Origin of the sequence: Kitasatospora sp. NPDC057512 (assembly GCF_042802135.1) — a bacterium.
Taxonomy (GTDB): domain Bacteria; phylum Actinomycetota; class Actinomycetes; order Streptomycetales; family Streptomycetaceae; genus Kitasatospora.
In genome coordinates this window covers 1-3910 of sequence record NZ_JBHVET010000763.1, presented here as the reverse complement: position 1 = coordinate 3910, position 3910 = coordinate 1, and the positions used below count along the sequence as shown (strand labels likewise).

Below are 3910 nucleotides of genomic sequence, written 5' to 3'. Positions count from 1 at the left end.
CCCGCCCCGCGCCAGGGGCCGGGCCGGCCGGGCCGGGGTCTCGTTCGGGTGAACGCCGGGAGGGTAGCCGCAGAACACGGGATGACCCTTCGAAAAGCCGGTGCCGCTGTCAGTGGCGCGTGGCAGGCTTCCCGGTATGACGGCGTGGACCCTCAACGACATCGAACGTGCGATCCGCTCCTCCTGGGGCGTCGACACCTGTGCGCCCGAGGATCTGGCCCACTGGCGTCCCGACAATCCCGCCCGTGGTCAGTGCGGGGTGACGGCGATGGTGGTGCACGACCTGCTCGGCGGCGAGCTCATGATGGGCGAGGTGTACGTCGACGGGGTGCGGACGGACCTCCACTGGTGGAACCGCTTCGCCACCGGCTTCGAGATCGACCTCACCCGTGAGCAGTTCGGGCCGGACGAGCTGGTCGGCCGCGGCCGCCCGGTCGCCCGCCCGGCCCGCCCCGGCCGGCTCCAGGCCCAGTACGAGCTGCTGCGCGGTCGGGTGGTCGCCGAGCTGGAGCGCGGCGCGGCCGCCGACCGTACCCGGCTGCCGGCCCGCGCCCGCGCCTGCGCCTGAAGGCGAGCCCGAGCCCGCGCCTGCGCCTGAAGGCGATCCCTAGCCCACCCGGCTGGGGCCACAGGCGTTCTGACGTACAGTCGGCCGCATACGAGCGGTGCGGCGGCGACGGGAGTGCGCGGATGACCGGGCGGACGATCGGCTTCGTGGGGCTGGGTGCGATGGGGCGCGGCATGGCCGGCAGCCTGCTGCGGGCCGGTCACACCGTACGGGTCTGGAACCGCTCGCCCGAGCCGGTGGCCGCCATGGTGGACGAGGGCGCGGAGGCGGCCGGCTCGCTCGCGGAGGTGTTCGCCGCCGACACGGTGGTCTCCATGCTCGCCAACGACGCGGCGGTCGAGCGGTTGCTGCTCGATCCCGCCCTGCTGGCCGGTGCCGGGGCGACCCTGCACGTCAACATGGCCACCGTCTCGCTCGCCCTCGCCGAGCGCGCCGAGGCGCTGCACGCCGAGCACGGCGTCGGCTACGTCGCCGCGCCCGTCCTCGGCCGGCCGCCGGTCGCGGCGGCGGGGCGGCTGAACATCCTGGTCGCGGGCGCGCCCGAGCTGCTGGAGCGGGCCGAGCCGCTGTTCGCCGCGATGGGCGAGCGCACCTGGCACTTCGGCGAGAGCCCCCGGCAGGCCAACACCGTCAAGATCAGCACCAACTTCCTGATCGCCTGCGCGATCGAGTCGATGGCCGAGGCGTGCAGCCTGGCCGAGGCGCACGGGATCCGGCCGACCGACCTGGTCGACCTGCTCACCGGCACGCTCTTCCCCGGACCGATCCACACCGGCTACGGCGCGATGGTGGCCGAACGCCGGTACGAGCCCGCCGGGTTCCGGCTGCCGCTCGGCCTCAAGGACGTCGGCCTCGCGCTGGACGCGGGGGCCGCGCGCAACGTGCCGCTGCCGATCGGCAGCGTCCTGCGGGACGCCTTCCTGGACGCGCTGGCCCACGGCGACGGGGACAAGGACTGGGCGGCGGTCGCCGAGGTGGCCCGCCGCCGGGCGGGACTGCCCGACTGATCCTCGCCGGCCGAAACCCCGGGTGCCGGCCGGGGTTTGGCATGGGCGCGGAATAAACCGGCGTTCGACGGCTGCTCACTCCTGCGTCCGCACCGTACGTACCACGGAGGAGTTCTGATGGGCGATCAGCCGCCCGGCGCCGAGGCGCCGCGCCGTTTCCTGTTCCTCGACGCCAGCGCGCGCCCCGACGGCAACTCGGCCCGGCTCGCCCGGCTGGCCGCCGAGTCGAGCCTGCCGGCCGGCGCCGAGCAGCACTGGCTGCGGCTGGACGAGCACCCGCTGCCGCCCTTCCGGGACCTGCGGCACACCGGGGACGGCACGTACCCCGAGCCGGCCGGCCACGAGCGGACGCTGCTGGACGCCACTCTGGCGGCCACCGACCTGGTCTTCGTCGCGCCGCTGTACTGGTACGCGCTGCCGACCAGCGCCAAGCTCTACCTCGACTACTGGTCGGCCTGGTTCCGGGTGCCCGGGGTGGAGTTCCGCGAGGGGATGCGCGGCGGCACCATCTGGGGCGTGACCGCCCTCGCCACCGACGACAGCAACGCCGAGCCGCTGATCGGCACCCTCCGGCTGACCGCCGACTACATGGGAATGCGCTGGGGCGGGGTGCTGCTGGGCCACGGCACCCGCCCGGGCGACGTGCTGGGCGACGAGCGTGCCGTGATCGCGGCCAAGTCCTTCTTCGCGGGCTGATCCTCCGGGCCGGCCTTCCGGGCCGCCTCGCAGCCGCCCCTCGCAGTGGCCCCCTCGCAGTGGCCCCCTCGCAGTCGCCCCCTCGCGGCCGGTTCCCCACGGCTGCCCCCTCACGGACCGACCCCCGGCGGGCCGGGTGCCGCGCGCACGCGCCGCCCGCCGTCGGGGGCCGTGCGGCACCGCCCCCGGGCGTGTACCCGTCATCCGGCCGCCGTCCCCGGCCGAGCGCAAAAGGCGTACCAGCATCCAGAGTTGGACGAATCGGGCAGCCCTTCCCTGGGCCCGGACCCCAGCGTGCCACCCGCCTTCCGGACCGGTCCCGTCGTTCGGTACTCTCCGTCGCACTTTCAGCTTCGCGGGGGGTCCGCGGCGTTCTTCGGCCGCCCCCTCGCGCCCGGGCCTCGCCCGGACACTTCCGTGAGGTCTCCCTTGTCCATACGTCGCAGTCTTGCCCTTGCCGGGGCCGCCGCGCTCGCGTCCTCGCTCGTCCTGGCCGGCGCCCAGGGCGCCATGGCCGTCGGTGCCACCGGCACCCCGTCCGCCGTCGCCTCGCAGGCCGACAAGGCGTCGCGCGCGAGCCTCGACCTCTCGCTGAACGGCGTGCCCGGCACCTTCATCGCCGGTGGTGACGCCCGCGAGTTCACCTTCAAGATCGACAACCGGACGAAGCACGACTTCGTCTTCATCCCGCTGCTCAAGTTCAAGAACAAGGCGGGCTCGCTCCAGGCGAAGGACCTCAAGGTCCAGTACCGGCTCCCCGGCGGCGAGTGGCAGACCGCCGTGGTCGCCCCCGACCAGAGCGGCGAGAAGAACAGCTCCGTCCTGATGATGCTCGGCACCCTCGACTCGGCCGGCAACCCGGTCGCCGACGACCTGCTCGGGGTGAACCGCGGCAAGAACGTCCCGATCAAGGTCCGGGCGTCCTTCACCGACGGCGCCCCGCTCGGCCGGGCCGGCGTCGTCCCGGTCGTCTTCGCCGCCCAGCTCGACGACTCCAGCCACCAGCCGGTCGACAACGGCCACCTCAGCTGCGACGGCGGCGTGGGCTTCACCATCAAGGCGCCCGGCGGCAAGCCGACCCCGACGCACACCGGCAAGCCCAGCCCGACGCCGACCCAGTCCCAGACGGGCAAGCCCAGCCCGACCGCGAGCGGCTCGCCGTCGGCCACCGCGACCGTCACGCCGACCGAGACGCCCACCGGCAAGCCGACCGACACCCCGACCGAGAAGCCCACCGAGAAGCCCACCGAGAAGCCGACCACTCCGGCCACCGGTGAGCCCTCCGGCTCGGCCACCACCCCGGCCCCGGTCGAGAGCAGCGGCGACACCTCGGGCCCGATCGACTTCCCGGTGGAGCCCCCGGTCATCACCCCGCCGCCGCTGACCCCGGCCGCCGTGGACAAGGCCAAGGCCGCCGCGGACGGCAGCGACAAGGCCCTGGCCCAGACCGGTGGCGACGGCAACACCACCGCCATCGCGGCCACCGGCGGCGCCGTCCTGGTGGCCGGTATCGGCACCCTCGTGGTGCTGCGCCGCCGCAAGTCCGCCCAGCAGGGCTGAGGCGAAGCGCGCTGACGCAAGCGCGCCGACCCGAGGTGCGCCGACCCGAAGCGCGCTGATCCGGAGCACCCCCGTGCCG

General features: G+C 74.6%; 4 protein-coding genes. All 4 read left to right on the top strand.

Annotated features, from left to right (window positions below; genetic code table 11):
- Positions 1 to 136: 136 nt before the first annotated feature.
- The 4 genes from ACFU6K_RS33340 to ACFU6K_RS33325 all read left to right on the top strand — a co-directional run bounded on the left by ACFU6K_RS33340 (position 137) and on the right by ACFU6K_RS33325 (position 3831).
- On the top strand, positions 137 to 568 hold the full coding sequence (locus tag ACFU6K_RS33340; RefSeq protein ID WP_380669457.1) for a hypothetical protein: 432 nt from the start codon (positions 137 to 139) through the stop codon (positions 566 to 568).
- Positions 569 to 690: 122 nt separating this feature from the next.
- A complete protein-coding gene (locus ACFU6K_RS33335; RefSeq protein WP_380669455.1) occupies positions 691 to 1575 on the top strand; it encodes an NAD(P)-dependent oxidoreductase in 885 nt (294 codons plus the stop codon).
- 117 nt (positions 1576 to 1692) lie between these two features.
- A complete protein-coding gene (locus ACFU6K_RS33330) occupies positions 1693 to 2271 on the top strand; it encodes an NAD(P)H-dependent oxidoreductase (protein WP_380669453.1) in 579 nt (192 codons plus the stop codon).
- 429 nt (positions 2272 to 2700) lie between these two features.
- Positions 2701 to 3831 carry an LPXTG cell wall anchor domain-containing protein gene (locus ACFU6K_RS33325; protein WP_380669451.1) on the top strand — a complete coding sequence of 377 codons (1131 nt, stop codon included), beginning with the start codon at positions 2701 to 2703 and terminating at the stop codon, positions 3829 to 3831.
- Positions 3832 to 3910: the final 79 nt, after the last annotated feature.